We start from the raw sequence: 24,913 nt of genomic DNA, 5'->3' as shown, positions 1-24,913 counted from the left end.
ATCAATCTTCACGATAGCATCCCCAACACGCTCTGTGTTGGGGATTTTTTATCACCATACTGCTCAAAATCGATCCAGCTCACACTTTTAGTTCAAAATGCACCAATAAGATGCATCACTTCAACGCGAAAATACATAAGCAATTGAATTTAAACAAATAAAAAACTGGCATTAACCCTGCTAACTCTAGATTGGTATAACATTAACAAGGAGTTGGTTATGTTTGTTTTTATCTCAATGCTTATCTCTATCGGTATATTGTGGCTGATGTTTTATCTGGCAAAACAGCGTGAATCCACATTACAACGTAAATATCAACTGCTGATCGACCTTCGCCAGCTACTGTTTTTATGCCGTCAGCACCGTAACATTACCCATCAAACACTAGCCTCTGGTCAAAGACGCGACACTGAGTTGAATGAATTGCAAGATACGCTATACGAAAAAAGTAATCACTTAATTGCTATCGCACACTTTGATAACAAACCAATGTACCGTGTGCTACAAATTAAGCTTAAAGCACTCATGAAGGAGTGGCCAGAGCGCTCTGTGGCTCGTAACCAAATGATGCATGGTAAAATAATTCGTCACTGTATGTTCTTAATGGATGAGGTGATACTGGCTTGGTTGGTGGAATCCAACCGCGAAGATCTCAGCGATGAATACCATATTAATTGGCAACAGGTCATTGATGCGATGGACGCGCTAACTCAGTTACGCATCAGCATTGATGAAATGGATACTCAAGATGGCCGCATACGCTTGCAGCATTATAGTGAGGTTGTCAGGCGTAGGATGAATCAACTCGCCTTAATCAGCCCTTTAACGGTAGCTTCGCCAAGCTGCTCAGCCGCGCTACATAGCCTGAGCGAACTGCATGATCATCCTGCCTTTCAAATAGAAGCTGGCGCGATGTACCAAATCACTTCGGATATTTCACTCAGCATCTCTCACGTTTACGACCAGATGCTCAGCGACTTAACCGAGAGCTTGTACATTCCATTGCCTAAATTGGCGATTGCTTAGTGAGTAATTGTTTAGCTGGTGATTATTTAGAAAGTAAAAAGGCCACTTTATTCAAAAGTGGCCTAATCACTCACCGTGTACATAGATACATCAGTGTAAATTCAGAACTCAATTACAGCATTTTACGCGCCGCTTCGACAACCACTTTGATTGAACGAGCTTCGGTCTCTTTGAGTGTCGCGTGATCTGGGATCTCTTTTTGAGTACGGTTGATGATCACACCCGCCACACAACCTGCTTTCAAACCTGAGCTCGCACACATGGTTAGCAAAGTGGCGGATTCCATCTCAAAGTTCAATACGCCCATGTCTTGCCACTCTTTCATCGAGCCTTGGAAACGACGCACAACACGACCAGTGAAAGTGTCATAACGCTCTTGGCCTGGGTAGAAAGTATCACTTGATGCGGTAACGCCCATGTGCACGGTTGCACCACTTTCAACTACAGCCGCTTTCATTGCAGTGGCGACATCGAAATCAGCCACAGCAGGGAATTCCATTGGCGCAAAGTGCAAACTTGCACCGTCAAGGCGAACCGAACCTGTGCTGACAATCATATCACCCACATTGACATGAGGTTGGATTGCACCAGTAGTACCTACGCGTAAGAAAGTACGCACGCCAAGTTGAGCAAGCTCTTCAACCGCAATAGACGTAGAAGGACCACCGATACCAGTAGAACAAACAACGACTGGCTTACCGTCTAACTCTGCGCGGTACACAGTGTATTCACGGTGGCTAGCAAGAAAGACTGGATTTTCCATCTCTTCAGCGATTTTTTGTACGCGAGCTGGATCCCCAGGGATAATGGCCAAAGTAGCACCATTCAGATCGGCTTCGGTAACACCTAGATGGAAAACGGCTTGAGACATAAGTGACTCCTTATTGCGGCTTGTTCAGCTCATAGATATACATCGGGTATGCAGCTACTCTAGCGGACCACGCGCCAACAAAGAGTGATCAAATTCACAATGAATGACGCAATGTAACGAACACATTCTCATAAAAACGGTTTGCATCACAAAAAACAGCAAGATTGATGAAATAACACCCAACCCTAAAAGATGATTTCCAACACTGCATAACAAAATACAAGCGCAATATCGACGCATTTCACACTATTACCACAATAGGGTGCAAACCCAACAGGCATGAGAGATAACGACCCGCCATGCCTTGCTGAGCTTTTTAGTTTTTAGTTTTTAGTTTTTAGTTTTTAGTCTCGGACTATTTTTTAAATTTCAATAGACGCAACGCATTGAGCGTCACTAACGCGGTAGCTCCACTATCGGCCAGCACCGCTACCCATAAGCCCGTAATACCGAGTAAACTCGTGACTAAAAAGATACTTTTTAAGCCTAGCGCTAGCGTGACATTCTGGCGAATATTGGCGAGGGTTGCTTGTGATAGCTCGATCATGGTGGCGAGCTCGACCAATCGATTATGAGTAATTGCCGCATCGGCCGTTTCCAACGCAACATCGGTACCACCCCCCATCGCAATACCAATGCTGGCTGCTTTCATTGCTGGTGCATCATTAATGCCATCCCCGACCATCGCCACTTGTTTTTGTTGCGCCAACTGTTGAATGTATTCCACTTTATCTTGCGGTAATAAACTGGCTTTGAAATCTATCCCTAATTGAGCACTCATCGTCGCAGCGCTTCTAGGGTTATCGCCAGTGAGCATAATAGTGTCGATCCCCAAACGGCGCAGTGCTTCAATGGCGGCTTTGGCATCTTCACGCAAGGTATCTTGCCATGCGATTAAACCGACAATGTTCTCTTGCTCAAAAACCACCACCACTGTTTTGCCTTGCATCTCTAGCGCTTCCACTTGCGCGCTAAATGCATCAGAAAACGGAACATTCGCTTTGCTTGGCGCTAATACGCGCAGTGATTTCCCCTCCACAACCCCCGAAACCCCACTGCCAACTAACGCTCGCTTCTCTATCGCTTCTGGAATGGGCAAAGCCATCGCTTGCACTTTTTTCACTAAAGAGGTTGCCAGAGGATGGCTCGAGCCCATTTCAACCGCTGCGACATAGCGCAACAATTGCTCTTCATCCCAGCCATTGAGCGCAACCACATCCGTAACTTCCGGTTTACCTTTGGTCAAAGTACCCGTTTTATCAAAAGCAATACTCTCTATTTTCCCAAGTTGTTCGAGCGCCGCGCCCCCTTTGATCAGTGCACCACGACGCGCCGCTGCGGCAAGGCCAGAAGTAATGGCCGCCGGAGTTGAGATAACCAACGCACATGGACAAGCAATCAGCAGTAAGGCTAAGCCACGGTAAACCCATGTTTCCCATGGCTGCGCAAACAGTGTCGGCGGTATCACAACCACGGCTAATGAAACCAACATCATTAATGGGGTATACCAGCGACTAAATTTATCAAGAAAACGTTCTAACGGCGCTTTGCGAGATTCCGCTTCTTCAATCAGATGTAAAATACGGTCAATCGCGTTTTCACCCTGTTTGGAGGTGATGGTGAAACGCACCACCTGATCCGCGACCACTGCACCCGCCATGATACTGTCACCTTGATAGCGTTCGACAGGCAGTGATTCGCCCGTTAACGCGCTCTCATCAAAGCTGGCCGACGCTTCGTGCAATTGACCATCCGCAGGTAGCCGAGAGCCGGGAGAAACTTCCACTACATCCCCCGGTTTTAGCTCATGTGCCGCCACCGTGATGCGTTCTCCTGCCACAATTTTTGTTGCCGTTTCAGGCACCAGTGCCATTAAAGCTTGTACACCGCTACGCGCTTTAGAAGCGGCAAAAGCTTCTAGCCGCTCTCCGATGAGGAAGAGTAATAGCACCATCGCTGCTTCAACCGTTTCACCAAGATAGAGCGCTCCGAGCGCCGCAACGCTCATTAAGGTTTCAATCGCAAAAGGTGTGCCTGAGCGTGCCAGTTGAATCGCTTTTTTACCGATAGGATACAAACCGGCAAGGCAGGTCAAAATGAACATCCCATCGCTGATTTGAGGGAAATAAGGCTGCACAATAGCGGCGAGTACCACGGCGCCAGCAATGGAGAGGATCTGCGCGTTCTGTTTTATGACTGACTTCCAATCGCTACGAATGGGGGCAGAAACTGGATTAGCCGCATCAATGCGGTGAGCCGTAAAACCCGCGTTACGAACCGCTTGCTCTATTTCAAGCGCTGCCTCTTCGGTATTAAACTTGACCACCAATTTTTCAGTGGCAAACAGCACTTTGGCGTCGATCACATTACCCACTTTTTTAAGCGCCGTTTCAACCTTACGTGCGCAAGATGGGCAATCCATCCCTTCAATTTTCCAGCTTTGGTTAAACTGTGTTTTAACGGATGTGAGCTGCGCGGGTTCATCATCAGGATCATTGCTTGCGCACTCTCGTGACCCGCAGCACCCCTCTTCATTTGAATCAACGCCCGCAGCCCTAATCGCGGTAATTTTAAGACTAGAGCATGACACCGCCTGCGGGTTTGCCATGCTATTTTTTGTAGTACTGCAAGCTTCATGTTTTGTACACATAGGATTCTCCTTCTCTGATGCACAAAGCTTAAACCTTAGAGTCAACTCCAAGGTCAAGCGCATTTTTATCAAACCTGCACTTAACGCACATTCACCTTGATTAGATGGGAAAGAGGTGCACTGCACCTCTAGAATTTTATTTATTACTGCTGATATACCCAAACAACTTGGAGTTGCAGGTAGGCGGCAAGTGAGTGAGTCCCCATGAGCATAGGCAAACTATGTGATTGGGGTGAACGAACGTAGCCAACACTGCTGCAGCTTCAAGTAGGAAGGGTATAGTTTGCTATGTTGGTTTTTTAAAACAATGCGTTAAGTTTTTCCCTAATGCTCTCAGTACATCTCTGCGCGTAATAATGCCAACCAATTTACCTTGATCGATCACGGGATAAACTTTCGGTTTTCCTACTTTCATCATGTCAGCAAGCTCAATAATAGAGGTGTCTGATGAAACGGACAGCACTTCAGGGTGCATGCAGTCACGGACTAAATGGGTGTCTTCACAGAAATAACTCACCTTCACCAATTTATCGAGCAAATCCTGCTCTGATAGAAAGCCAATCACTTGTTCTTGGTCGTTAATAACAGGACCACCAAGATGCTCCGAACGCATCACTTTTTCTAAAGCCGCAGTCATTGGCATGTCCGGTTTGAAGGTGATGGCTTGTAATGTCATATAGTCTTTAACTATTAGCGATTGCATATCTGTCTCCTTGGTTGCAACGGTATGCTGCCTTAAGTTAAGTGTTGACTAATTTCACCGTTTTGCTAAATGGAAAAAATCGATTTTGCTCATCGGCACAAACTATCGATATTACAAATAGTTAATTTTTATCAAGGGTAAATGGCAAAATCTTTTATCAAAACGTCTCATTTTTGAATCAAACAACACGTTAAGAACACGATGTCTCGCAAGATTTTACAGTTAATATCATTTATATCTTAAACATTGACCGTTGTATTAATAAGGACTGGGCATGGTGAATTCGCCACTGTTTTCCGAGATTATAGAAAACCCAGCACTGATGCGCAGCTTGTTGGAGTCATTACCCGAACCCACTTTTCTGATTAACCGCGATGGCGTATATGTGGAGGCCTTAGGAGGCACGGATCGCAGCCGACACCACGACCCAAGGGTTCTCATTGGCCTCACTCTATACCAGGTATTACCCGAAAAAAAAGCCGCTTGGTTTCATCAAATTATCCAAGAAGTCATTGATAACGGACAAATGCGAGAGTTTGAATACGATCTCGACCTAAGGGTGATAGCTCAATTTAAAGGCAGCTCTGGCCCTATCGATATTCAGTTTTTTAACGCATTGGTCATCCCGCTGAAAAATACTGAGTACGTGCTATGGATTGTGAGAAATATTACCGCTTATAAGCGCACGTTAGAGCGGCTTTCTATACACCAACTTGAGTTAGAAAAACTGACCAATGTGGATCATTTAACTCAGGTCTATAACCGTTATGCGATGGACTCATTGCTGCCCAAAGCGTTAGATAAGATCAAGCGTGAGCAAAGTAGTGCTGCAATTTTCATGATCGACTTAGATTGTTTCAAAGAATATAACGACCACTATGGCCATGTGAATGGCGATACTGTGCTGCGCAAGATAGCGAGCACTCTGCAGCATTGGAAACGTAAAGATGACCTCTGCTTTCGCTATGGAGGAGATGAATTTCTACTATTTATTGCGGATATTGATATTAAACAGTGCGAGCAAAAAGCATTGCAACTACTTAATCAAGTGAGAGAGCTGCAAATTCCTCACCGCTATTCTCGTGTGTCGTCTTATGTATCGATTACTATCGGCATTCAATATTGCGAACAGATACCGACTGGCATAACGCCAGAACAGTTTGTATCAACGGCCGATAAAGCGCTGTTTCACGCGAAGAATCAACAGCGCGGAACTATTCATATACTACACAAGGCTTAGTCGATGGTGTGATGATTAGCCCAACGTTGCGCGGCTTGGGCATCTGAATCTCGAGACTCCACCCAGCGTGTTTGTTCGGTGGTGCGCTCTTTCTTCCAAAACGGTGCTTTGGCTTTAAGGTAATCCATAACGAATTCGCACGCCTCAAAAGCCGCACCACGATGTGAGCTCGACACGCCTACAAACACGATTTGATCGCCAATATCTAAATCACCGATTCGGTGGATCACACGGATTTTTTGCACCGGCCAACGTGCCTGAGCCTGATCACAAATATCACTCAAAGCTTTTTCTGTCATTCCCGGATAGTGCTCAAGCGTTAAGCCAATAACATTATCACCTAAATTCATATCACGAACTTTGCCAATAAAGGTAACCACAGCGCCAGCGGAAGTACCTTGCGACAAATCACGGTATTCTGCGTCTACCGAGAAATCTGATATTTGAACGGAAATACGGCTATCCATCACTAGCCTCCGGTTACTGGAGGAAAAAAAGCCACTTCATCACCATCACTTAACGGGTAATCAAAGGCAACGATGGTTTGATTGACTGCCACCAGCAGTTTTCCCGGTTGCAAGGCTAAATCCCATTTCCCAGGCTGCGAGGCTAAGTGGCTACGCAGCGCTGCAACCGTAGCAAACTGTGCCTTGAGTTGAATGCTGTCTTGGCCGATCAACTCACGAGTTTGAGCAAAAAAGAGGACATTAATCATGCGTGACCTTTTGTTGTGGCTGAGCGCTAAAGTAACCCGATTTCCCGCCGCTTTTTTCAAGTAAGCGCACTTGTTCAATCACGATATCTTTTTGTACTGCTTTACACATGTCGTAAATGGTTAACGCCGCCACCGATGCCGCAGTTAAGGCTTCCATTTCAACCCCTGTTTTACCGGTTAATTTACACAATGATTCAATTCGAACTTTGCTTTGTGCTTCGATGGCTTCAAGCTGCACTTCTACTTTAGTAAGCAGCAATGGGTGGCACAGTGGGATTAAATCCCACGTTTTCTTCGCCGCTTGAATGCCCGCAATTCTTGCGGTGGCAAACACATCACCTTTGTGGTGTTGCCCAGAAAGGATCAGTTGCAGCGTTTGTGGTGACATCTTCACAAAGGCTTCCGCACGTGCTTCACGTACGGTTTCAGCCTTGGCAGAGACATCGACCATATTGGCTTCGCCTGAGGCATTAATATGAGTAAATTCGCTCATTGAAACCCCGTTAAACCGAAAGATGTGGCATAAAGTTGCATGGGCGATGGCTGGCATCTAACTGCTGTTTGATGATTTTCGTCCAACCGGTTTTGCACGCTCCTGTTGAACCTGGCATGGCAAAAATAACCGTATGGTTGGCAAAACCTGCAATGGCGCGAGACTGAATAGTTGAAGTGCCAATTTCATCGTAAGAGACCAATCGGAACAGCTCGCCAAAACCTTCAACTTCTTTATCAAACAAGGGCTTTAATGCCTCTGGTGTGCTGTCGCGTGAGGTAAAACCCGTTCCACCCGTGATCAGCACGGCTTGCACGTTTTCATCCGCGATCCACTGAGACACAATCGCGCGAATTTTATACTGATCATCAATAACAATCTGCTTATCGGCCAGAATGTGTCCCGCTTGTTGAAGTTGCTCAGCTAAGTAACCGCCTGAAGTATCGTTTTCTTCAGTACGAGTATCGGAAACCGTCAGTACGGCAATATGTGCTGGTTGAAATGCGCTTTCTGCGTGACCCATGTGTTCACCTACTGTTCAAATGTGTATCAACATCACCCGCTAAACAATAGCCAGTGACAAAAAGAATTTAGCCGCCAATGGAGGCGAGATTAGGCGTCATACCCGTATTGCCATCTTGTAAAAAATGGCTGACCGACTTGGTCTGTAATTGCGCTTGAATTCGCTCAATTAAGGCTTGCTGTTGATTATCTTGGGCGAGCAGATCGCGTAATTCAACGCCTTGCTCACCGAAAAGGCACAGGTGTAACTTCCCCTTTGCCGAAACACGTAAGCGGTTGCAGCTATGGCAAAAGTTTTTCTCATACGGCATGATAAGACCGATTTCACCTTGGTAATCGGCATGAACAAATACTTGCGCTGGCCCATCATTGTGAGCTCGGGTTTTCAGCACCCAACCATTGGCAATCAGTTGATTACGAATGGCAACACCTGAAATATGGTGACGCTCAAACAGCGAGTCCATTTCACCAGTTTGCATTAGTTCAATAAAACGAAGTTGAATAGGGCGATGTTTAATCCAATCTAAAAAAGCAGGTAACTGCTGATGATTAAGGTCTTTTAGCAGCACAACGTTGACTTTAACTTGCTGGTAACCGACTTCAAAAGCGCGATCAATCCCCGCCATCACTTGCGTAAATTTGTTTTCACCCGTGATTTGGTGGAACATTCTTGGATCAAGACTATCGACACTGACATTGATATGCGTTAACCCGGCCGATTGCCAACCTTCTACTTGTTTGGCCATACGGTAACCGTTGGTGGTGGTCGCCACTTTCTCTATACCAGCGGTATTCGCCACACAAGCAATAATGTCGTTAAAGTCTTTACGCAAAGTGGGCTCCCCCCCTGTGATGCGTACTTTCGACGTACCACAGTCGGCAAAGGCTCGCACGACGCGTTGTATTTCAGGAAGGGTTAAAAAAGACGAGTTTTTCTGCCCCGAAGGTTGATAACCATCAGGCAGGCAATATGTGCATTTAAAGTTACAGACATCTGTAACAGATAAACGTAAATAATAAAATTTACGTTGGAATCTATCTTCGAACTGTTGCGCCACGGAACACCTTTCCAAATACGGGAGGCATAATCATTTCCAATTATGCCCTTGTGGTATTAGACCACTGGCTTAACCACCCTATCTCACAAAAATGAGACTTAGCCAGTTAAGCTCGGAGCTATGGCAGCCGTTGAGGTAGTATAATTAACTATCTCTACAGCAGCTGATAAGTAAAATACTTAATATTAGTAAGTGATTCTACCCTTATCGTAAAAAAAAAGAGTCCATTACCCAATTTACCTCCTAATGAGTATGGGTTGTGAACAAGCTGATTTAAATTGTAGTTAATTATTAAAAAATAAGAAGAACAGATGACTCTATACACTTCAAAGAAAGTCGTCGCCATTGGCGGAGGACATGGGCTTGGACGCATGCTAGCGGCGTTAAAAGATTTTGGCTCCAATGCGACAGGGATTGTAACCACCACAGATAACGGCGGTTCCACTGGGCGCATTCGCCACTGCCAAGGTGGCATTGCATGGGGCGATACACGTAACTGTATCAACCAGTTGATCACTGAGCCTTCCATCAGTTCGATGATGTTTGAATATCGCTTTAAAGGTGCGGGAGAACTCAATGGCCATAACCTCGGTAATTTGATGCTAACTGCATTAGATAACCTATCTGTGCGCCCTTTAGACGCGATCAACTTGATCCGCAACATGCTCAAAGTCGATGTTAATATTTTACCTATGTCAGAGCATCCTTCTGATCTTAGTGCACTTTCTATGGATGGTCATTGGGTCACGGGTGAAACGAACGTGGACGAGATGACGGAAGATTTAAGGCGCTTAGATTTATCACCTGAAGTGCCAGCAACCAAAGAAGCCATACTCGCCATCAGTGCAGCAGACTGCATCATCCTTGGCCCGGGAAGCTTTCTCACCAGTGTGATGCCACCACTACTGCTGCCCGAAATTGGCAATGCCATTGAGCAAAACGTAAAAGCAAAGCTGATTTTTGTTGAGAACTTGTCTCCCGAGCAAGGACCTGCTGGTCGCATGTCGCTACGGCAGAAATTGGAATGGTGTGAGCGCGCCTGCCACGCACGAAAAATCGATGTGGTGATCGGCGATACACCACATCCGGAGCTGGCTGAACACTGGCATTGTGTCACTACAGAGCTAGCATCATCCAATCGTGACTGGCGGCACGACCGAGTTAAACTTCAAAAAGCAATTGAGAATCAACTCACAAGCTAATCCATCAAGTGGCAGTTAATCCACCAAGTGGCAATAGCAACGATGCGTCTCTTCGATAAGAGCGCGCATCGCCGCCACTTCTTCAGCCTCATCAAAAATGCAGTTTGCCTTTCCTTTGCTATCGATATCCACTGCTTTAGCGCACAATCTATCCGCACCAAAGCTGGCGGCACTGCTTTTTAGAGCATGGCTGATGTCTTTTAAATATTCGATTTTATCCGGCAGATTTTGATCAGCTAGCTTCTGTGTATAGGCGCTCAGCTCGCTGAGAAAAATATCGAGCAATATTGGCACATTCTCTTCTCCAATTTCTTGGGCCAAATGCGCAATTTTGTTTTTATTGATCAGTTCCATATCTCTATGAGTTCTCTCTACTGTTCCACGCTTGAAGCTTGCGGTAGATCGTTGAAGGGCTAACGTCTAAATAACTGGCTGCTTTAGGAATATTACCATCACACGCTTCTATCGCTTGTTCGATGGCTTGTTTTTCCGTCATCCATAAAGGAAAAATATCGTGCACGGTTATATTTTCCTTGCGCGTATCCGTCGTTAGGTTTGCTAATCGGATCTTGTTATCCACGACTTGATTTAGCGGTGGCGGTAACATGCTCAGTTCGATCTCGTTACCGTGGTTCAATACCACCACATTCCGCAACACGTTTTGCAGTTGACGCACATTACCCGGCCATTCATAGCGCGTAAAACGCTCCACAACCTCTGGCGCTAAGCGGACAAAACCTTTGCCTTCTTCTTTAGACATAAAGCCGAGCAAAGAGTAAGCAATTTCAATAACGTCATCGCCTCGCTCGCGTAGCGGTGGTAAATGCAATGGGATCACATAAAGACGATAGTACAAATCTTCACGAAAACGACCCTCTTGTACCTCTTTCCATGGATCGCGGTTGGTAGCGCAGACAAAACGAACATCGACACTTTTCATCTTCGATGAGCCCACTTTCTGGAATGTGCCCGTTTGGATAAAGCGCAACAGCTTGGTCTGCAAATCCAAATCCATTTCACACAGTTCATCCAAAAACAGTGTGCCGCCATCAGCCAACTCGGCTGCGCCTTGGCGGTCGGTCGCTGCGCCAGTAAATGCGCCTTTCACGTGGCCAAAGAGTTCACTCTCTATCAAGTCTTTAGGAATGGCGGCGCAGTTAATCGCAATGAAGGGTTTATCGCCACGTTTACTGGCCGCATGAATCGCTTCTGCGCACACCTCTTTACCCGTGCCACTTTCGCCAGTAATAAAAATACTGGCTTTACTGGAGGCCGCTGAGTCAATGGTTCGATAGACTGATTGCATGGTTTGACTGCTGCCGATAAAACCTTGGTAGTTCTGATTACCCGGGTTACCAGCCTCATTTTTTAGTTTGCTAGCTTTACGTATGGCGTTGTTAACCGTGACGCGCAAGCGGTCTGCTTCACAAGGTTTGATCAAGAAATCTTGGGCACCGTGACGCATCGCTTCCACTGCGGTATCAATCGAACCATGAGCGGTCATGAATATCACTGGCACATTGGGGTAGTGACTTTTCACAGCATGTAAAACGTCCATGCCCGTCATATCGGGTAATCGAAGATCCAGCAATATGAGGTCCGGCTCTCGGTGAGCTAAACTCTCTATCGCATCACGACCTGTACCAACAATATTGATATCGATTTCAAGGGGGGTGAGGTATGAACGATACAGCGCCGCAACGGAAGCCGTATCTTCCACCATCAAAAGATATTTAGCCTTTTGTAGAGAAAAGTCAGGTTGCATATTCTAGCCATTATTATTTTGCACTTTGCCTTAACTATTGCATTAAGGTTCGCATTTTGCAAAATAAAATAACAAAAAGGCACTAATTCGTTAGTTAATAGCCCTTTTTGCATAAAATTAATTGGCACGATATGTGCTCTATTCAATATGACCCTTAGGGGTCACCTAGCCAACTGACGTTGTTAGTGAATAAAGTGTTCACAAATAACAGCCAATAGACCTTTTTCTATTGGCTATTTTTTTAACTGTTGGTAATGAACTGCTGACGCAGTTTTTCAATTTGGTCACGCTTTTCGGCAGCCAATTCAAATTCTAGGTTTTGTGCGTGTTTGTACATTAACCCTTCTAGTTTGGCGATCTCTTTTTCCAGTTGTAGTGGCGTGAATATTTCATAAGTTTGCGAGCTTTCTGCCACCTTCGACAAAGGTACTTGTTTGCTCATCCTCTGCTGCTTGGACTTAGTAATATCACCTAACTCCATAATATCTTTGACATTACGTTTCAGCGCCTGAGGTGTTATCCCTTGTTCTTCATTATGTGCTTGCTGCTTTTCACGGCGACGATCTGTCTCATCCATCGCTTTCTTCATTGAGTTAGTAATGCGGTCAGCATAGAGAATCGCTTTGCCTTCAATGTTACGTGCCGCACGGCCAATGGTCTGAATTAATGAACGTTCTGAACGTAGAAAGCCTTCTTTATCCGCATCAAGAATTGCGACGAGAGAGACTTCAGGCATATCCAAACCTTCACGCAGTAAGTTAATACCCACTAACACATCAAACTCGCCTAGGCGAAGGTCGCGAATAATCTCAACCCTCTCAACAGTATCAATATCTGAGTGCAGATATCTGACCTTAACCCCATGTTCATGAAGATACTCAGTTAAGTCTTCAGCCATGCGTTTAGTCAATGTCGTGATCAGCACACGTTCATCTTTCGCTGAGCGAATGCGGATCTCTGACAACACATCATCCACTTGTGTTGCGACTGGTCGTACTTCCAGCACGGGATCAAGTAGTCCGGTTGGGCGCACCACTTGATCCACAATTTGTCCGGCTGATTTTTCTAGCTCATAGTTGCCCGGGGTAGCAGAAACAAAAATCGTCTGCGGCGCAAGTGATTCGAACTCTTCAAACTTTAATGGACGGTTATCTAAAGCGGAAGGCAACCGGAAACCAAACTCCACTAACGTTTCTTTGCGTGAACGATCGCCTTTGAACATCGCGCCAATTTGCGGCACGGTTACGTGTGATTCGTCGATAATCAATAAACCGTCATGCGGTAGATAGTCAAACAGGGTCGGAGGCGGCTCTCCCTCTTTTCGCCCACTAAGATAACGTGAATAGTTTTCAATACCTGAACAAAAACCGAGCTCATTCATCATTTCAATATCAAATTGAGTACGCTGCGATATGCGCTGCTCTTCGAGTAGTTTATTGTTTTCCAACAGGTAGGCTTGGCGAGTTCGCAGCTCCTCTTTGATGTGCTCTATCGCATCGACAATGCGCTCTCTTGGCGTAACATAGTGCGTTTTAGGATAGATGGTATAGCGAGGAAGATCTCGCTGAATCATTGCGCCCGTCAATGGGTCAAACAAACTGATGCAATCTACCTCATCATCAAACATTTCAACACGCACGGCCGCATAATCCGACTCCGCGGGAAAGATATCGATCACCTCTCCACGAACTCTAAATTGACCACGTTCAAACGCCATATCGTTACGTGTGTATTGGAGCTCGGCTAAACGGCGGATAATGTCGCGCTGATCCATTACATCGCCACGGCGAACATGCAGCATCATTTTCAGATAAGAATCAGGATCACCCAAACCGTAGATCGCCGATACAGAAGCCACAATAATCGCATCTTTACGCTCAAGCAGCGCTTTAGTCGCGGAGAGTCGCATTTGTTCTATGTGTGAGTTAATCGAGGAATCTTTTTCTATAAATGTGTCCGTGGTCGGCACATACGCCTCTGGCTGATAGTAGTCGTAATAAGAGACGAAATACTCAACCGCATTATTGGGGAAAAATGACTTCATCTCACCATACAGCTGGGCTGCGAGCGTTTTATTCGGTGCCAACAAGATAACCGGACGCTGCGCCTTGGCGATCACATTAGCCAAGGTGAATGTTTTCCCTGAACCCGTCACACCCAATAAGGTTTGATGAGCAAGACCTGCATCTAGCCCATCAAACAATTGCTTGATCGCCGTAGGTTGATCGCCTGACGGTTGATAACCCGATACCAATTCAAACGTTTTGCTCATAATGCCGTTGTCCTCTATAACTGAATAGGCATTCTCGCTGTTAGCCATGTTTTGTTGCAAGTAATTGTTCAAAATAGTTGCGTCGTAAATCACCCCTGTTTTGAAAAAATGCTAGTTTCTTCTCCATACGTTTGCTACCATCTTCGGCCAGATTCGTAAAAAACCACTCCTAACTTTCAAAAATAATCCACTTGTTTTCCCCAAAATTTCAAAATGACTCCCTTTTTCTCATCGCCATTCATTTTCATTTCTTATTGATAATTTCAGTTGATAAATCAAAAAATAAAATAAAAAACATAGTGTTATATAAAAAATAAACTCAACAAATGAGTAGAGTAATAACTCAACATTCATTGATGAAACGAATTGCTCAGGATTCGTCAACACACTTATCCACAATTTTGGTGGATAACTAAACCTAGCCTAATGCCGATAAGGGGTACAGAAAAGTAAAGTATTTTCAGGGAAATATTTTTACTTTTTCTTCGGCTGGAAAGGTTGACACTGGACACCCCACTCGCTACCATTCGCACCGCTCAAAGCAATTCCCCCTTAGTTCAGTCGGTAGAACGGCGGACTGTTAATCCGTATGTCGCAAGTTCAAGTCTTGCAGGGGGAGCCAAATTCCAGAAAAAAGACGTCCCAGGACGTCTTTTTTTGTATCTAAATCTAGCTATTTCAAGGGATTGTATTCTCTTAACGTCTTTTCCTGACTCGTACTAGCTTAGAAGTTTAGGTGCATAAATATTTTCCCCAAACCAAAAAAGTGACCCGTTAATCAATATAATTGCCCTTCATCCAAAGCAGAAGAAACCCAAACGAGAGGAGCATTCCAATTAATCGTGATCTCATTAAACGACCATGCATTAATGTTATCTCTATAACAGGTTTGGCCAACACACTGCCCCTTCAATGTCGCAGCGACTGGATCACTGTAACTCACGGAGTTGGGTCCACCCACTAGTGCGCCAGGTGCTGGAGCTGGTGACTTTTCATCCGCAGCATGTGCCCAAAAACGGTGATGTGGACTTTTAGCCGCATTGGTGCCGTAACCTGTAATATAAGACAGGTTCATTGGGTTCGCGCCTAGTAAGTAATCCATCGCATTTGCAGCCGCTTTTACATACTTAATATCGCCGGTGAAATCATTCGCATAGATTAAGAAGATAGCTCTATTTACAAAACTCGAGTTCGATCCCCATGGATACTCTTCTACCGTGTAAGGAATATGATAACCCTCGTTATTAATCTGGCCCACAAAGTTATCAGAGGTTGCGATTAAGTTTTTCCTTGCAACTTTAATTTGATCATCACCCAATCCATTAGGCACAACGGCCAAGCTTATTGTTGCTAAAGGCGCTGTGTACCCCCAGAACATTTCGCCATCTGCTTCAATGTTACCTTTTGGTGTCTCTAGATAATGAGGAGAAGCTTTCAGTGCTTTAAGGTACTTGCTGTCACCAGTGGTGATATAAAGTTCACTTGCAGCCCAGTAGAACTCGTCTGAAAGCTCTTTATCATCATATGGGCCCGACCCTGTGAAGTTATCATAGGCAAGAATATTAGGATTTTTGCTCGCGGCTTCCCAAGCCTCTTGCGCCGCATTCAAACAGTTTTTTGAGAACGCAGGATCAATCTCTTTCCAAATTCGCGCACATTGAGCACCAATTGCTGACAAGTTCAACGTAGCCGCAGTGGTTGGATAACCCACATATCGCTTCTGGGTGTCCATATGAGGTGGCAGTGGCATACCTGTCCAAGCTTCATCAGCAACTTTATGGAAAGCCATACCTTTTGCGTCAATCTTAGTCAGTTTAAGTGTTTTGTCTTCAGACTGGTCACCAACAGGAACCGCTACAGGTTTGTCACTATGGATCTGCATTGCCAATATAAATTCGATATTCCAACGAGCCTCTGACAACAAAGGATTAACGCCATTTCCAGCTTCTGGAATTTTCACTTTCCCTTCTGCAAAAGGAATTGGTGCGTTATCTAGCCATTTACCTCTTTCAAACAGGTTCAAAAGAGTCCAAGTCGAGATACCGCTGTTAACCGTATACTTACCATGGTCGCCAGCGTCATACCAACCGCCAGTTACATCGACAGAAAAATCACAGCCTGGCCATTTATTACCCCAGCTGTCCGTCTTATTAAAACAGGTAACCACATCGCTCATATGACCGCCGGGACGCGCTAGATCGTCACGCTGTACCAGAGCCTTATCAATCTCAATACCACTACGGTTTTGGTAGAAGTAAAACAATGCATCGTACTTCAACTGACTGTAGATATCTTTGCTAATGCTAAATGGCAAGCTCTCGTCTTCACCGACTTTTACTTTCAAGCCACTCATATCTGATCTGTAGTTCGATAGGTCAATACGGTGAATAAACTCGCCTGATGCCTTATTAAGACCAAAAACTTCCGTTTTACCTAAATCGACATTGATATTGCTGTTGTTTGTTAGCACCCACTTTAAGGGCTCTTTAGATTCATTCGCGACAAACACAAACTTATCTGCTTGAGGAAGGTAACCGACTTGGTTAGCACGAACAGAATTTATCTTCAGCTCTTCAATGTATTTCTCACCGACGACTGAAACATTGCTAACGCATACGGTTCCCTTTTTCTGGGCGCCCATTTGAAACTGGAACTCAGTTTTAGCATCGCTTTCAACATCATGGCTGAACTTAAACTTATAGCTCTTCTTCTTCAGTGAGACTTTTGTATCATCCACAAAATAGTTGGTATAAGGAGGACCTTCATGCTGAATAAGCGTTCTCATTTGAGTATCAACGGTTGCATAAGCATCAAATGAAACTTCATAATCTGCTTTGTTTGCCAACCCAATCCCGCCCTGTCCTAAAATCACATTCCAAGGATTCTCTCCTGGACTTCTAATCTCAAGACATGCTTCGCCATTTTTGATTTTTACATCTGCACCAGCATTCCACCAACCATCCATGTTCCCGTTAAATTTGCCGTTCTTAATTTGCTCATTTGCATAAGCAGAACACGATGAAAGAATGAGTATTGTTGCCAATGATAGTTTGAACCTATGCATATTTACTCCTAGACATATAAATTACAACACCATTGAAATTAAGCGATTTTCATGGCTAATAAGTAGATGTCTGAGCACAAAAGAACCTTTCTAAAAACGCCTATTTCTCTCTTCGTGATACTGCTAGCACTTACCTCTAGGTTAATGAACCTGTTTCAAGGAAATCTCATCGATAAATTGACTTGTTTTCTAGCGAATAATTATATCAATCGGAGGTAAACTAACTTTATAGCCTTTACAACATGCTCTTGAGTCCGGCTAACTATCTAGACCTTTGATGTGAACAATATTAGTATGACCGAGTTGTAAGAAAATATAACCACCAAGAACGTTACCAACGTTATATAAGAGGCTATTTTCTCCTTCCGAGATATAAGTTGTCCGGTTTTAACGAAGGTTCATGATTTTTTCAAATTTGAAAAAATCATCTTCATTTGAATCTATCCCATCCTCTATACCATTAACTTCATAATTTTTTTTCGGATGAAATTTATTATAAAACTCAACAATATGAAAGCCACACTTATTGATATAGAAGTTGATGTTCCTTTTTTCAAAATAAGGCGTAACTGTTGTCCAAACCTTAGTTTCTGGATATGTAGCTTCAATGGCTCTCCATGATTTCTGCCCTAAACCTTTGTTATGACTTTCGGGATAAATAAAAAACAGGTCGAGACTGTTATATTGGGTATCCGTATTAATATTCAGCACCACACCACCCACTCTCTCCTCGCCGAGTACGATATGATTTATTACGGCACCCTTGGCGTTAAAAGAGCCAAATATATCTTCATCGGAAGGTATCGGCTCACTGTAAGATGGGCCAAACTGTTCGATTAACGCATTGGTAAAAGTCTGCTGTAACTTAGTTTTAAATTCAGGCAGCTCGTCACTTTTCACTTTAGTGAGTTTTATAATTTCATTTTTCATTTTTAAAATAACGCTCTTGAATACTCATCACGAACACGAAGAAAACAGGTACAAAGTAAATGGCAAGTAATGTAGCGCTAACCATTCCACCGAACACACCGGTTCCGATAGCTCGTTGAGTCTCTGCACTAGCGCCTGAAGCCAGCATCAGTGGTACAACACCAAGACCAAATGCCAGAGAGGTCATCAAGATAGGTCTTAATCGCAACTTCGCCGCTTGAACGGCTGACTGAACCAATCCGTTGCCTTGCTCTCTTAACTGTTTGGCAAACTCTACAATTAGAATTGCGTTTTTCGCCGAAAGACCAATTACGGTGATCATGCCGACTTTGAAGAAAACGTCGTTTGGCATGTCACGAACCACAATAGCGAGTACCGCACCTAACAATCCCAAGGGCACGACCAACATCACCGATAAAGGAATAGCCCAACTCTCATAAAGTGCCGCAAGCACTAAGAAAACGACTAGCATCGACAGTGCCATTAACATCGGTGCTTGTTTCGCTGAGTGAAGCTCTTGTAATGCCTGCCCTGTCCATGCAATGGTAAAGCCTGACGGAAGTTGCTTAGCCATTTGTTCTATTTCAGCCATCGCATCTCCGCTGGCAACGCCCGCAGCTGCACTACCAGAAATTCGAACCGCAGGATAACCTTGGAAGCGAATAAACTGCGGAGCTGACTCAGACCAAATAGGTGTCACAATTTCTGATAGCGGAACCATTCCACCATTAATATTTCGCACATAGAGCTTGAGCACATCCTCAATCTGCATCCTTGATGAAGCATCTGCTTGCATAATGACTTGCTGCATTCTGCCTTCATTAGGAAAGTCGTTGATGTATAGTGATCCAATCGCCGTTGATAGCGTCTCACTAATACTCGTGAATGAAACACCTAACACCTCAGCTTTCTGGCGATCAATATCTAAATGAATACTTGTACCCGCAGGAAGCCCATCAGAATAGACATCGCTAAGTGATTTGCTATTTTTCGCCAACTCTAACATCTTCGTCTCAACGGCTTTTAATGCCTCGTATCCCTGATTTCCGCGATCTTGCAAGAAAAACGTAATATCAGAGCTCGTACCTAGCTCTTCAATAGAAGGAGGTAGCATGTGCATAACCGTGCCTTCTTTTACGTCAGCCATCGCCTCCTCAGCAAGTCTTAACTCATCCAGTGCTGTGGTATCGTCGCGTGATTCCCAATCTTTCAACGTGGTAAAACTCTGCGCGGTGTTAGTACCTGAACCGGAAAATCCAAAACCAATCACTGTCATTGTTGACTCAATTGCTGGACGGCTTAACGCATGCTGTTCAAATTTTTTCACAACATCCAACGTACGCACTGTGGTTGCGTCTGCTGGAAGCTGAATATTGGTAATAAAATATCCTTGGTCTTCTTCTGGCAAAAACGATGACGGCAGCTGCCTATACACTAGAACCAAAATCGCGCACAGAAACACAAAGCCAAGCATCATTCGTCCTTTGCGATTCACTAACACGTTGACCTGAGATTCATACCGATTGTTCATTCGGTTAAAGCCACGATTAAACCATTTCGCAAATCTTGTTTGCTCATGGTGATTAGCATTAACCGGCTTTAGCAACGTGGCACAAAGCGCCGGTGTTAGTGTTAGAGCCAAAAATGCTGAGAACAGAATTGATACTGCCATCGATAAGGTAAACTGCTTATAAATGGCGCCAACCGAATCACTGGCAAATGCCATCGGGATGAAAACTGCCGTTAACACAAGTGTGATGCCTATAATGGCGCCAGTAATCTCTTTCATCGCCTTAGATGTCGCTTCTTTCGGAGATAAGCCTTTTTCCGACATCAATCGTTCCACGTTTTCGACAACGACAATCGCATCATCGACGATAATACCGATCGCCAGAACCATACCAAACATCGTTAACACGTTGATTGAAAAGCCAGTTAACAACATGACGGTGAACGTCCCCAACAAGGCTATCGGTGCAACAATAGCGGGGATCAAGGTGTAACGAATATTCTGTAAAAACAGAAACATAACAAAAAACACCAGCACCATAGCTTCAACTAAGGTATGAATAACCTTATTGATCGAAACTTTAACGAAAGGTGCTGTATTAAATGGAATTGAATAGGTCATCCCAGAAGGTAGACTTTGACTCAACTCCGCCAAACGCTTTTGTACCGCATCTGCAGTTTTAACGGCATTCGCTCCCGGAGTAAGCTGAATAGCCGCAGCCGTCGCTGTTTTACCATTTTCACGATTCAAATAACCATAGGATTGAGAACCGATTTCAACACGCGCAACGTCACTTAGGACGACTTTCGAGCCATTGTTGTTTGCACGAAGAATGATATTAGAGAATTCTTCAACGCTGGTTAACTGGCCTTGAACGGTTAATGGAACCGTTACTCGTTGCCCTAAAACCGTCGGTGCAGCACCGATACTTCCGGGTGCGATTTGTGTATTTTGCGAAGTGATAGCCTGACTAACATCATTCATTGTTAAACCCAATGAATTGAGCTTACTCGGGTCAACCCAGATCCTCATTGCCTTCTCAGCACCAAATGACTGAACACGCCCTACACCTTCAATACGGCGCAATTCATCTACGATGTTGCGAGCCAAATAGTCGTTCAATGCGATTTCATCAAAGCGGTTATCATCAGATTTCAACCCGACAATCATCAAAAAGTTGGATGTAGCAGATTCTACGGACAAGCCGCTTTGACGCACCACCTGCGGTAAACGAGATTCAACCGCTTTCAGTTGGTTTTGAACGTCAACTTGCGCCATATCAGAGTCTGTTCCCGGCTTAAATGTAACCGTAATAGACGCAGAACCGGAGTTGTCAGCAGACGACTCGAAATACATTAAGTTCTTAACGTTCGACAGCTCACCCTCAATAAGACTAAGCACACCATCATTCATTTCCTTCGGACTGGCTCCCGGATACGTCGCCATAATACTGACCGTTGGAGGCGCCACAGACGGGTAACGAGAAATAGGTAACTTCGGAATAGAAATACATCCAAACAAAATAATGAAAAGAGCAATAACCCAAGCAAATACGGGGCGATGAATAAAAAACTGAGACATAAAAAGCCACTCTAACCTTAATCAGTTTGTCGCAGATGTTAAAAGAACCTCAGGTTCTTCCCATTTGCGTTGGTCTACGAGAACGCCGCTCTCAAGCCTTTCCTTGCCCTCGACTACGATATTTTCTCTTTCATGAACGCCCGATTTCACGCGGTACTGACCATCAATCAATTCTCCGAGCTTTACAGGTTTTAAATGTGCATATCCTTCCTGATCAATACTCCAAAGATGAGGAGCACCTGCAAGATGCATAACCGCCTGTTGCGGAACCATTAACGCGTGGTTATAACTCGAATGAAGTACTTTGGTTTTTACGAACATCCCCGGTAATAAACAGCGTTGAGAGTTATCTACGAGCACGCGCAGCAAAACATCGCCAGTGCTTACGTCAATATTGATACCAGAAAACAGGATTTGGCCTTTGACTGGATAAGGGGTGCCGTTACTGCGTAAAATTTTAATTTTTGTTCCATCAACACCAGGTTCACCATCTGCATTTGCTGCTAAATCTTCACGAATAGCTTCTAATGAAGACGCAGGTCGACGAATATCAACAAAGACTTGATCGACCTGTTGGATACGCGCCATCGGTACTGCATCCGTACTGCTGACTAATGCACCCTCGGTCACCAAGGTTTGCTCTATCAGTCCAGATATCGGTGCGGTCACATTTGCAAACTTCAGATCAAGCATACGACGAGTGAGAGTCGCTTTAGCGACCGCAACATCAGCAACAGCTTGATCTCGGAGCAAAACCACATCGTCATAGTCTTGACGACTGATAGAATCTTTTTTTACCAAAGGTTTTAATCGTAACTCTTTTTCCAGAGCACGTTGATAAGTCACCTGCGCTCTCTGTAAGTTTGCTTTGGCAGTATCAACTTCCGCTTCAAATGGCGCAGGATCAATCTGGAATAACGACTGGCCAGCTTTCACTTCAGCACCTTGTTTGAACAAGCGATGTTGTACTATCCCAACCACTTGTGGGCGAATCTCTGCAACGCGCACGGCCAACACTCTTCCGGGAAGCTCTTCATAAACATCTAAATGTTGTGGTTGTATTGTTATCGTTGAAACTAAAGGCAAAGACTCTTTTAGTCCGACTTCACTTTCATCTTTATTGGATTGATTACAGCCAACTAAAAAGAAAAGTACCAATATATGTAAGCTACTAGATACACATATATTTATCTTTTTCACTGAGGTATCCTCTGAACAAATCAAAGCGGACTATCCGCTGTCGATAGTTGTTGAGTCTAATACCTGTGTGTGGAGGTCCCGCTGAGTGAATGTGGAGATTTGATGGAGATGAACAATTTGTACGTTGAGGGGCAGAAATTTGCTGCAGATTCAGGCCCAGATTCAGGAACCGGGTCTTATCGTCAGGCGTTAATTCTGATCGCTGAGGATGAATTTGAAATTGTCGATATACTCTCCGCTTATCTAACGCGCAGCAATATGCGTACGATTCACGCTGCAGATGGTCAAAGAACACTAGAACTTCATTCATCCATGAAGCCAGATCTTATACTGCTTGATATCCAGATGCCTAAAATGGATGGATGGAAAGTGTTGTCGGAACTTCGTCAGAAAAGTAACACCCCTGTCATCATGCTTACCGCAATGGACCAAGATTTAGATAAATTGATGGCACTCAGAATCGGAGCTGATGATTACGTCGTTAAGCCGTTTAATCCGGCAGAAGTCGTCGCGAGAGTCCAAGCCGTTCTAAGACGCACCTTAGAAGTGAATCAACTTCACAACAAAAATATACTGCGAGCCGAACCGTTTGAAGTCGATTTAGAGAGTCACGAAATCGCTGTTCATGTGGATGGAGAACGTCATACTCTACTGCTAACCTTAACTGAGTTTAAGTTGTTGACTCACTTCATTCGTTCACCCAAGCGAGTGTTTAGCCGAACAGAACTATTAAGTACGTGCCTACCTGAGGGTGACACGCTGGAACGAACGATCGACAGCCACATCAGCAAAATCCGCAAAAAACTTGAAGCCTACGGTATTCAAGGCGTTCCGGCTGGTGTTCGTGGTGTCGGTTACCGTTTTAAGGGCGACCAATGAAATTAAGTGGTTTGAGCCGTCAGATTGCATTCTCAATGATAAAAATCGCAATCGGTTCAGCATTACTTGCCACAATGGGCTCGTTTATTTTTTACTATCTTTGGGATAAATATTGGCCCAATTATATACCGAGTGAAGATGCTCTCACTCCTTCTTGGCCAGAATGGGTTTGGCTCGCACTAACCTGCGTTATTGTCATTCTGCTAGCCGTCAAACTTGCTACTAAGTTATCCCAACGCATTTTGGAACCGCTAAGTGCTGTTGCGCAAGGAATGCGAAAAATCGCTGAAGGCGACTTACATTTCCGCGCTAACGTTGGAGACCGTTCATTAGGTGAAGCCGCTTTATTAGTAGACGATTTCAACCTCTTAGCGGATAAACTTCAACGAATGACAGAAGAGCACGCCTTTTGGAATGCAGCGATCGCCCATGAACTCAGAACCCCGGTGACAATTTTACGGGGCCGATTACAAGGGTTAGCAGAAGGTGTCTTTACTCCAGATAAAAACCAGTTCACTAAACTATTAGTACAAATTGAAGGGTTATCTCGATTAATAGAAGATCTGCGTGTTATTAGCTTAATGAATAGTGATGAATTAAGAATAAATAGAAAAGAAACCAACTTAGCGACAGAAATAAAATTACTTACTGATTTGTCGGTAAATATGCTGAATGAAGCAAATCAACATGTAGAACTTAATGTAACCACACAATCTGTCTTTTGTGACCCAACCAGAATAAGACAAGCTTTGTTGGCTATACTGGAAAATGCGAGTAAATATGCTCTTCCGGGTGCAATAACTATCTCTACTCAGCTTAAAGATGGCTTTTGCCATTTAAATGTGGAAGATTCTGGCCCGGGAGTTTCACCTGATTTAATTCCGCATATTTTTACAGCATTTCGCAGTGCTAAGGACACCCCAAAAAGCGGCAGCGGATTAGGATTGGCCGTTGTTGCTGCTATTGCCACAGCACATGAAGGAAGCGTTAGTTGTCGTATAAGCAATAAAGGCGGAACGATTATTGAACTCTGTTGGCCAACTTAATCAAAATCACGAGAACGATTAAATCCACCATAAACCTAAGTATTCATTAATTTTTCACATCAAAGCGATTCAATAACAAAATGGAGAGACTGGTTCACCACACATGAATCAATAACGTCGAAAGCCTATATACAGGGTGATCAGAACCAAATTTACATATTGACAATTGTACAAATGTTTCACACT

20 protein-coding genes, 1 tRNA gene and 1 riboswitch are annotated in these 24,913 nt (G+C 44.3%); of the genes, 6 read left to right on the top strand and 15 right to left on the bottom strand.

Annotated features, from left to right (window positions below):
* Positions 1–213: 213 nt before the first annotated feature.
* The gene (locus AACQ79_RS11360) at positions 214–1,026 is read left to right on the top strand and encodes a hypothetical protein (RefSeq protein ID WP_013857254.1); all 813 of its coding nucleotides are present in this window, start codon (positions 214–216) and stop codon (positions 1,024–1,026) included.
* 112 nt (positions 1,027–1,138) lie between these two features.
* On the opposite strand, the gene udp is transcribed toward AACQ79_RS11360, so the two are convergent.
* The 3 genes from udp to AACQ79_RS11345 form a co-directional block, all read right to left on the bottom strand.
* On the bottom strand, positions 1,139–1,897 hold the full coding sequence (gene udp / locus AACQ79_RS11355) for a uridine phosphorylase (RefSeq protein ID WP_010320675.1): 759 nt from the start codon (positions 1,895–1,897) through the stop codon (positions 1,139–1,141).
* 355 nt (positions 1,898–2,252) lie between these two features.
* On the bottom strand, positions 2,253–4,547 hold the full coding sequence (locus AACQ79_RS11350; RefSeq protein WP_170899107.1) for a zinc/cadmium/mercury/lead-transporting ATPase: 2,295 nt from the start codon (positions 4,545–4,547) through the stop codon (positions 2,253–2,255).
* Between the two features lie 286 nt (positions 4,548–4,833).
* On the bottom strand, positions 4,834–5,250 hold the full coding sequence (locus tag AACQ79_RS11345; RefSeq protein WP_013857256.1) for a CBS domain-containing protein: 417 nt from the start codon (positions 5,248–5,250) through the stop codon (positions 4,834–4,836).
* 274 nt (positions 5,251–5,524) lie between these two features.
* On the opposite strand from AACQ79_RS11345, the gene AACQ79_RS11340 reads away from it, so the two are divergent.
* Positions 5,525–6,490, top strand: coding sequence for a sensor domain-containing diguanylate cyclase (locus AACQ79_RS11340; protein WP_170899106.1), 966 nt, complete (start codon positions 5,525–5,527; stop codon positions 6,488–6,490).
* On the opposite strand, the gene moaE is transcribed toward AACQ79_RS11340, so the two are convergent.
* The 5 genes from moaE to moaA form a co-directional block, all read right to left on the bottom strand.
* Positions 6,487–6,957, bottom strand: a complete 471-nt coding sequence (moaE, locus tag AACQ79_RS11335) for a molybdopterin synthase catalytic subunit MoaE (RefSeq protein WP_038148363.1) — start codon at positions 6,955–6,957, stop codon at positions 6,487–6,489. The two genes, AACQ79_RS11340 and moaE, sit on opposite strands and share 4 nt — an antisense overlap.
* A 2-nt stretch (positions 6,958–6,959) precedes the next feature.
* Positions 6,960–7,205 carry a molybdopterin synthase sulfur carrier subunit gene (moaD, locus tag AACQ79_RS11330; protein WP_170899105.1) on the bottom strand — a complete coding sequence of 82 codons (246 nt, stop codon included), beginning with the start codon at positions 7,203–7,205 and terminating at the stop codon, positions 6,960–6,962.
* Entirely contained in the window at positions 7,198–7,698 is a 501-nt protein-coding gene (gene moaC / locus AACQ79_RS11325) for a cyclic pyranopterin monophosphate synthase MoaC (protein ID WP_010320681.1), read from the bottom strand. Before moaC ends, moaD begins: the two co-directional genes overlap by 8 nt.
* A gap of 10 nt (positions 7,699–7,708) precedes the next feature.
* A complete protein-coding gene (moaB, locus tag AACQ79_RS11320) occupies positions 7,709–8,221 on the bottom strand; it encodes a molybdenum cofactor biosynthesis protein B (protein ID WP_010320682.1) in 513 nt (170 codons plus the stop codon).
* 67 nt (positions 8,222–8,288) lie between these two features.
* Positions 8,289–9,278, bottom strand: a complete 990-nt coding sequence (gene moaA / locus AACQ79_RS11315; RefSeq protein ID WP_026028246.1) for a GTP 3',8-cyclase MoaA — start codon at positions 9,276–9,278, stop codon at positions 8,289–8,291.
* A riboswitch (molybdenum cofactor riboswitch) is annotated at positions 9,267–9,410 on the bottom strand. (Overlaps the previous gene by 12 nt.)
* A 179-nt stretch (positions 9,411–9,589) precedes the next feature.
* On the opposite strand from moaA, the gene AACQ79_RS11310 reads away from it, so the two are divergent.
* On the top strand, positions 9,590–10,480 hold the full coding sequence (locus tag AACQ79_RS11310; RefSeq protein WP_013857260.1) for a YvcK family protein: 891 nt from the start codon (positions 9,590–9,592) through the stop codon (positions 10,478–10,480).
* A gap of 15 nt (positions 10,481–10,495) precedes the next feature.
* Here the strand turns inward: AACQ79_RS11310 and luxU are convergent, their stop codons facing one another.
* The 3 genes from luxU to uvrB form a co-directional block, all read right to left on the bottom strand.
* Complete coding sequence (gene luxU, locus AACQ79_RS11305) at positions 10,496–10,834, bottom strand: quorum-sensing phosphorelay protein LuxU (RefSeq protein ID WP_064624851.1); 339 nt, start codon at positions 10,832–10,834, stop codon at positions 10,496–10,498.
* Positions 10,835–10,838: 4 nt separating this feature from the next.
* Positions 10,839–12,245, bottom strand: a complete 1,407-nt coding sequence (gene luxO, locus AACQ79_RS11300; protein ID WP_026028245.1) for a quorum-sensing sigma-54 dependent transcriptional regulator LuxO — start codon at positions 12,243–12,245, stop codon at positions 10,839–10,841.
* Between the two features lie 241 nt (positions 12,246–12,486).
* Entirely contained in the window at positions 12,487–14,517 is a 2,031-nt protein-coding gene (gene uvrB, locus AACQ79_RS11295) for an excinuclease ABC subunit UvrB (RefSeq protein ID WP_029189720.1), read from the bottom strand.
* A gap of 546 nt (positions 14,518–15,063) precedes the next feature.
* On the opposite strand from uvrB, the gene AACQ79_RS11290 reads away from it, so the two are divergent.
* Positions 15,064–15,139, top strand: a tRNA-Asn gene (locus AACQ79_RS11290).
* A 156-nt stretch (positions 15,140–15,295) separates the two neighbouring features.
* Here the strand turns inward: AACQ79_RS11290 and AACQ79_RS11285 are convergent.
* From AACQ79_RS11285 to AACQ79_RS11270, 4 genes are all read right to left on the bottom strand, one after another.
* The gene (locus AACQ79_RS11285; RefSeq protein ID WP_170899104.1) at positions 15,296–17,581 is read right to left on the bottom strand and encodes a glycoside hydrolase family 9 protein; all 2,286 of its coding nucleotides are present in this window, start codon (positions 17,579–17,581) and stop codon (positions 15,296–15,298) included.
* Between the two features lie 387 nt (positions 17,582–17,968).
* Positions 17,969–18,511 (bottom strand): GNAT family N-acetyltransferase, encoded by a 543-nt coding sequence (locus AACQ79_RS11280; protein WP_170899103.1) that lies wholly within the window; start codon positions 18,509–18,511, stop codon positions 17,969–17,971.
* Positions 18,501–21,602: an efflux RND transporter permease subunit gene (locus tag AACQ79_RS11275; protein WP_170899102.1), complete on the bottom strand. Its 3,102-nt coding sequence runs from the start codon at positions 21,600–21,602 to the stop codon at positions 18,501–18,503. Before AACQ79_RS11275 ends, AACQ79_RS11280 begins: the two co-directional genes overlap by 11 nt.
* 21 nt (positions 21,603–21,623) lie before the next feature.
* On the bottom strand, positions 21,624–22,802 hold the full coding sequence (locus tag AACQ79_RS11270; protein ID WP_339366742.1) for an efflux RND transporter periplasmic adaptor subunit: 1,179 nt from the start codon (positions 22,800–22,802) through the stop codon (positions 21,624–21,626).
* Positions 22,803–22,904: 102 nt separating this feature from the next.
* Here AACQ79_RS11270 and AACQ79_RS11265 point away from each other — a divergent pair, with 102 nt between their 5' ends.
* Together AACQ79_RS11265 and AACQ79_RS11260 are read left to right on the top strand one after the other, a co-directional pair.
* Complete coding sequence (locus tag AACQ79_RS11265) at positions 22,905–23,681, top strand: response regulator (protein ID WP_170899101.1); 777 nt, start codon at positions 22,905–22,907, stop codon at positions 23,679–23,681.
* Positions 23,678–24,727: an ATP-binding protein gene (locus AACQ79_RS11260; protein ID WP_170899100.1), complete on the top strand. Its 1,050-nt coding sequence runs from the start codon at positions 23,678–23,680 to the stop codon at positions 24,725–24,727. Before AACQ79_RS11265 ends, AACQ79_RS11260 begins: the two co-directional genes overlap by 4 nt.
* Positions 24,728–24,913 lie beyond the last annotated feature (186 nt).

Origin of the sequence: Vibrio sp. 3-2(1), from assembly GCF_963887575.1 — a bacterium.
Taxonomy (GTDB): Bacteria; Pseudomonadota; Gammaproteobacteria; order Enterobacterales; family Vibrionaceae; genus Vibrio; species Vibrio anguillarum.
Note: the sequence above shows the minus strand (reverse complement) of the source record. Positions and strands in the feature narration are given on the sequence as shown.

What these genes read in the sequence shown, in the direction of transcription:
- udp (WP_010320675.1), bottom strand. Translation starts at nt 1,897, where the DNA reads ATGTCTCAAGCCGTTTTCCATCTAGGTGTTACCGAAGCCGATCTGAAT.
- AACQ79_RS11350 (WP_170899107.1), bottom strand. Translation starts at nt 4,547, where the DNA reads ATGTGTACAAAACATGAAGCTTGCAGTACTACAAAAAATAGCATGGCA.
- AACQ79_RS11345 (WP_013857256.1), bottom strand. Translation starts at nt 5,250, where the DNA reads ATGCAATCGCTAATAGTTAAAGACTATATGACATTACAAGCCATCACC.
- AACQ79_RS11340 (WP_170899106.1), top strand. Translation starts at nt 5,525, where the DNA reads ATGGTGAATTCGCCACTGTTTTCCGAGATTATAGAAAACCCAGCACTG.
- moaE (WP_038148363.1), bottom strand. Translation starts at nt 6,957, where the DNA reads ATGGATAGCCGTATTTCCGTTCAAATATCAGATTTCTCGGTAGACGCA.
- moaD (WP_170899105.1), bottom strand. Translation starts at nt 7,205, where the DNA reads ATGATTAATGTCCTCTTTTTTGCTCAAACTCGTGAGTTGATCGGCCAA.
- moaC (WP_010320681.1), bottom strand. Translation starts at nt 7,698, where the DNA reads ATGAGCGAATTTACTCATATTAATGCCTCAGGCGAAGCCAATATGGTC.
- moaB (WP_010320682.1), bottom strand. Translation starts at nt 8,221, where the DNA reads ATGGGTCACGCAGAAAGCGCATTTCAACCAGCACATATTGCCGTACTG.
- AACQ79_RS11310 (WP_013857260.1), top strand. Translation starts at nt 9,590, where the DNA reads ATGACTCTATACACTTCAAAGAAAGTCGTCGCCATTGGCGGAGGACAT.
- luxU (WP_064624851.1), bottom strand. Translation starts at nt 10,834, where the DNA reads ATGGAACTGATCAATAAAAACAAAATTGCGCATTTGGCCCAAGAAATT.
- luxO (WP_026028245.1), bottom strand. Translation starts at nt 12,245, where the DNA reads ATGCAACCTGACTTTTCTCTACAAAAGGCTAAATATCTTTTGATGGTG.
- uvrB (WP_029189720.1), bottom strand. Translation starts at nt 14,517, where the DNA reads ATGAGCAAAACGTTTGAATTGGTATCGGGTTATCAACCGTCAGGCGAT.
- AACQ79_RS11285 (WP_170899104.1), bottom strand. Translation starts at nt 17,581, where the DNA reads ATGCATAGGTTCAAACTATCATTGGCAACAATACTCATTCTTTCATCG.
- AACQ79_RS11280 (WP_170899103.1), bottom strand. Translation starts at nt 18,511, where the DNA reads ATGAAAAATGAAATTATAAAACTCACTAAAGTGAAAAGTGACGAGCTG.
- AACQ79_RS11275 (WP_170899102.1), bottom strand. Translation starts at nt 21,602, where the DNA reads ATGTCTCAGTTTTTTATTCATCGCCCCGTATTTGCTTGGGTTATTGCT.
- AACQ79_RS11265 (WP_170899101.1), top strand. Translation starts at nt 22,905, where the DNA reads ATGGAGATGAACAATTTGTACGTTGAGGGGCAGAAATTTGCTGCAGAT.
- AACQ79_RS11260 (WP_170899100.1), top strand. Translation starts at nt 23,678, where the DNA reads ATGAAATTAAGTGGTTTGAGCCGTCAGATTGCATTCTCAATGATAAAA.